General features: G+C 45.1%; 2 protein-coding genes. Both read left to right on the top strand.

Translation table 11 applies throughout. The annotated features are described in order from the left end of the window. Nucleotides 1–98: 98 nt before the first annotated feature. Nucleotides 99–4,361: an SNF2-related protein gene (locus tag ACFVTB_RS27520; protein ID WP_387756589.1), complete on the top strand. Its 4,263-nt coding sequence runs from the start codon at nt 99–101 to the stop codon at nt 4,359–4,361. Next, entirely contained in the window at nt 4,336–5,526 is a 1,191-nt protein-coding gene (locus tag ACFVTB_RS27515; protein ID WP_387756587.1) for a helicase-related protein, read from the top strand. Before ACFVTB_RS27520 ends, ACFVTB_RS27515 begins: the two co-directional genes overlap by 26 nt. The last annotated feature ends 123 nt before the right edge of the window (nt 5,527–5,649 follow it).

Here is a 5,649-nt window from a genome sequence, read left to right as displayed (position 1 = left end):
CGCTACAACGGAGGTTATTTGGCATGTATAGAATTATAACAAGATTTTTCTTAAAGACCAAGAGGTCAAAGCTTGACAAACATTAGCTGGTTTTTTTTATGCCTGAAAAAGGGGCAACTCCTTCAGAGCCACAAAGCGGAGATGACATGCTTGCCTATTTAATAGTAAGTAATAAAAGCTCGTTTTCGACGAAACAACGTGTCTATCAGTTTGTCGTAGATAACCATCCTGTTAAATCTGCTAATCTGATCTCCTATTTAAAACCACTGTATGGAATTAGTGGAGCAAGGGGCGATTTTGAGAATGGTCTTGTTGGATATACCTTTGATGGCAAAGGAGTTACGATTTCCTGGAAGGATACAAACGGATCACATGAACAACAATTTAAATGGAAGAAATTCAGTGATATATTGCTACAATTAATTGCTGAAGGACGCTATGACGAACATGCAGCTCCCTTTCCATCTGTAGAGCCAGAATGGACGTTATTTGATTACGCCAACGAGCAAACAGAGATTGAAGACAATGAAATCGAAAGTCAGAACAGCATAACCAACCAGACTGATAATCAGCAGCAAGTTGCCCTTCCTTTGTTTTCAAATACCAAAAGCATAGATGAAAGTGCTTCTTCTTCTCCAGATGCTCAACACAAGCTCCCTGCTGCAGTGAACTATCGCTTTCAAGCCGAACATTCTCCTTATGCATCCGGTCCAAAGAGCAAATATAAGCGAAATGTGGAGGCCATTCGTCTAATCAAGCAATTGGAATCAGAGCAGCGGCAGGCGACCACGGAAGAACAGCATATTTTAGCCGGCTATGTAGGCTGGGGCGGATTAGCTAATGCGTTCCACCCTACTGCGAATGGCTTGGAAACCGAATATGCCGAGTTAAAGCAACTCCTAGAAGAAAACGAATATACGGCAGCCCGCAACTCCACCATTACGTCTTTCTATACAGAACAGTCCTTAATTCAGCGCATCCATGCTACATTACAGCGTTTTGGTCTAACCACTGGTGCTGAACGCCACTTGCTGGAGCCTTCGATGGGCAGCGGAAACTTCTTTTCGGTATTGCCGCCGGAATGGGATCTTGCTGAACTTCACGGCGTGGAGTTGGATTCTTTGACAGGAAGGATTTCACAACAACTCTATCCAAAGGCGAACGTTCACATTCAGGGTTTTGAAACTATAGACTGGCGTGAACAACGCTTTGATGCAATATTCTCCAACATTCCCTTTCATAACATTCGTATCCATGACCGCCGCTACAGCATTAGCCACTACATTCATGATTACTTTTTTATCCGTTCGCTAGACTTGCTTAAGCCTAGGGGCATTTTGGCCTTTATCGTCAGCAAAGGCACCATGGACAAACAAGACTCTCGAGTACGGAAGATTCTGGCGCAGAAGGCTGAATTAATCGGTATGGTTCGTTTGCCGAACACAGCCTTTCAATCACTAGCAGGCGCTACAGTGACAACTGACATTGTACTTTTGCAAAAACGGGAATCTTCTCTTCCCCTCGCCCAAGAAGATATGCCCGAATGGATTGAAGTTGGCGAGACGCCAGATGGCGTACCTGTCAATTGTTATTATCTTTCTCATCCTGAAATGCTGCTTGGACAAATGCAATGGGATCGGGGAATGTACGGTGCTGAGAAAACCAGCGCATGTATCCCGCACGAAGAACAACCCCTGCTGCCAGCCCTAGAGCGAGCGCTAGGTACTTTACAAGCTCGTTTTCCTGAATTGCCGATTGAGGTAGATCATTCCGAAAACAATAGCTCCTCCGTCTTACTGGATGAGGAAGAAGAACCCATCAGAAAAGCGCCACTAGGGACAAAAAACTTTACTTTTATCGTTGAACAGGAACGCATCTATTACTGTGAGAATGGTCTTCTTCTTCCTCAAGATATCAAAGGCAAAAAAGCAGATCGCATCAAAGGTTTATGCATCATACGAACAGCGTTGTTAGATGTCATCGAAATTCAATCCCGTGAACACGGCTATGAAGTTGAAGAACTGGAACAAGCTCAATCCACGCTGAACTATATTTATGACCGTTTTGTTAGTCAGTATGGAGCCATTAACGAGCGAGCCAACACCTCTGCTTTTGCCGAGGATGACCAACTGCCACTTTTGCGGTCCATTGAAGATTTAACAGCAGATAAGACCTGGACAAAAGCCGCTATTTTCAGTCGTCTGACGACTAGAGTTAACACTTTGCCAGAACATACAGATGATCCACTAGAAGCCTTACAAATTTGCCTGAATCACCGATTTCGCATCGATTTACCGTATATTGCACATCTCTGCGACAAAACAACAGATGAAGTAAGAGATGCGCTCGGTGAACGTATTTTCCAAAATCCACATGCCTATACAGGAGAAGCAGATGAGGGTTGGGAACTGGATGAAGAATACTTGTCTGGCAACATCAAAGACAAACTCGCCTTTGCCACGCTCAAAGCTCAGGAGTACCCGGATATATTTCAGCGCAATGTCGCCGCTCTTACTCGTGTCCAACCTGCTCCGCTGCTGCCGGGAGACATTGACTTCCGTATCGGCACTCCCTGGATTCCAGTTAAGGTATATAGGGCCTTTATGTATGAAACGTTTGGCACAGCTCAAATCATGCAGGATTCGCAGACCATTGACGTAGATTACCTCGAATACACCAATACGTGGCGCATATCCGGCAAGTCCTTGGAAAGAAGCTCAATCAAGGTAAATCAGACCTTTGGTACAGGACGAACCAACGCTTATGAGATATTTGAAAACAGTCTCAATTTGCAAAGTATTACCGTGCGTGATCCGCTCACCTACTTGGATGCAAGCGGCAATGAGCAGATCAAGTATGTGGTCAATGCGAAGGAAACGATGATTGCACGCGCCAAGCAGCAACAGTTGAAAGAAGCATTTGCCTCTTGGCTCTTTCGGGACAAGGAACGGGCTGATTCATTACTCTCCATTTATAATGACAAATTCAATACGATTCGTCCCCGTACCTATGACGGGGATCATCTGGTGTTTCAAGGCATGAACCAGGAAATGAGCCTGCGTAAGCACCAACGAGATGTAGCGGCCCGCATTATTTACTCCGGCACGGCGCTTATGGCTCATGAAGTTGGAGCAGGAAAAACTGCTGCAATGATCGCTGCCGGGATGTATTTGAAGCGAATTGGTGCAGTTCACAAGCCTTTATACTGTGTCCCCAATCATTTAACTGAGCAATGGGCTAACGAATTTTTACGTTTTTTCCCCTCTGCCAATGTGTTAGTAACTACGAAAAAGGATTTTAGCTTGGCTAATCGTCAACGCTTCGTTTCCAAAATTGCCATGGGCAATTATGATGCCGTTATTATCGGTCATTCGCAGTTCGAGAAAATCCCCATTTCCCGTGAACGGCAGGAGCATCTCCTGCAAGCCGAAATTCGCAATGTTTCCCACATGATTAACCAGATGAAAAAAGAAAAAGGCGACAACTGGAGCATCAAGCAGATGGTGGTTTTTGAGAATAACCTTAAATCTCGTTTGGAACGCCTGATGAATGAAAATAAAAAGGACGACCTGCTTACCTTTGAACAACTTGGCGTGGATATGTTATTTGTCGATGAAGCCCACGCTTACAAAAACTGCTTCACCTTTACCAAAATGCGTAATCTAGCAGGTATCGGCAAATCCAGCAGTCAACGGGCTACTGATATGTTGCTCAAATGCCAATACTTGCAGGAGATGAATCAAGGACGCGGGGTGATTTTTGCTACCGGTACACCAATTAGCAACAGTATGTCTGAAATGTATGTCATGCAGCGTTTTCTCCAGCCTCACTTGCTACAAAAATTGGGACTGAGTTTTTTCGATAACTGGGCGGCAACGTTTGGCGAAGTCGTTTCTTCTCTGGAGGTTACACCCGAGGGCAGCGGCTATCGTATGAAATCCCGTTTCGCTAAGTTTCATAATTTACCAGAATTGATGAGCATGTTTCGTCTCGTTGCCGATATTCAAACTGCTGATATGCTCAATCTCCCCGTTCCACGGCTAGATGGCGATAAAGCCATAGTCGTCGTTAGTGAGTGCTCCCCTTATCAAGAGCAAATGATGAACGAGTTTGTTCAACGGGCAGAGAGGATTCGAAATAATGAGGTCGATGCTAAAGAAGACAACATGCTTAAGCTGACTCATGAAGCCAAGCTGATGTCGATTGACCCGCGCCTGGTACATGAAGATGCCCCTGTTGATCCGATGTCCAAGCTGAATCTTTGCATTAACAACGTATTTGATATTTGGCAGGAGACGCAGGAGAGCCAACTTGCCCAAGTGATTTTAAGCGACAGTGGTACACCAAAACCAGGAGTTTAATGTTTATGATGAAATTAAATCCCAATTAATTCTTTCCGGTATCCCAAAACAGGAAATTGCCTTTATTCATGATGTCAACACGGACGCTGCACGTGAAGCATTGTTTGAGCAATTTCGCCGCGGCGAAGTCCGCATCTTGTTAGGCTCCACGCAAAAAATGGGGACTGGGACGAATATTCAGACTAAACTTATCGCTGCCCATCATATTGACTGCCCATGGCGACCCTCCGACATCATTCAACGGGATGGTCGCATTCTACGACAAGGCAATCAAAATGAAAAGGTGCGGATTTTCCGCTACGTGACCAAAGGAACCTTTGATTCGTATTTGTGGCAAATTCAAGAGCAAAAGTTGCGCTATATCTCGCAGGTTATGACGGGCAGAAGCATCACCCGATCCTGTCACGATGCTGATGAAACAGTATTATCTGCGGCTGAAGTAAAGGCTGTTGCTATTGGCAATCCAATGCTTGCGGAGAAGATGGAAGTTGACAATGAAGTTACCCGCCTCAAGCTACTCAAAACAAACTGGCATAACGAGCACGTCCTGCTGGAACGGCAGCTTAATCATCATTACCCACAAGTACTGGCTTCCTGTGCAGAAAAGCTGGAGCAGTATCAGGCAGATTGGGAGCTCGCTGAAAAGCACCGGCTTCAGGAGTTCTCCATCATCTTGGATGGTACTGTTTATCCCGAGCGGCCCCATGCAAGAGAAGTGTTGCTGCTCTTGTCTAAAGTCACTGAACTGGAGCATCAAGCAGTAAAGGTGGGACAATTCAAAGGCTTCGATATTCTACTTTCCCACTCCGGCTTTGACCATGTAAATCTTCATCTGAGGGGAACGGCAGCCTACACCGTCGAGCTTGGGGATTCAGCTTTGGGCAATATAAACAGGCTGGAGAAACTGCTGGAGAAAATTCCTGCCAGGATGGAGGCAACCCTACAGCAGCAGCAAGATACACTCCATCAGATCGAGATTGCGAAAAAAGAAATCGGGAAGCCCTTTGAATTTGAAGATCGGCTGATTCAATTTGTAGCACGTCAGTCTGAGATTAATACGGTGCTGGAGTTTAAGGAGCTACAAGACCAAGTTATGGTAATGGAGGGTACGGGAGACGAACAACAGAATGAGTGTTTGGGAGAGCATAGAGGAATAGAACATTAACCTATGAAAAAGAAAACCGCTCCAAAGGGTGAACTGTAACCTGTAAGATGGACACTTTGAAAAAAGTGACCTCTTATGGGTTTTTGTGTTTTAATCATACTATCGAGAATACACGGGGAATGA

This window comes from Paenibacillus sp. NPDC058071 (assembly GCF_042885235.1).
Lineage (GTDB): Bacteria > Bacillota > Bacilli > Paenibacillales > Paenibacillaceae > Pristimantibacillus.
The sequence above is the reverse complement of the archived record's forward strand: the minus strand, read 5'-3'. Positions and strand labels throughout refer to the sequence as shown.

Excerpts from the sequence above, each read along its gene's own strand:
- ACFVTB_RS27520 (WP_387756589.1), top strand. The coding sequence starts at position 99 with ATGCCTGAAAAAGGGGCAACTCCTTCAGAGCCACAAAGCGGAGATGAC.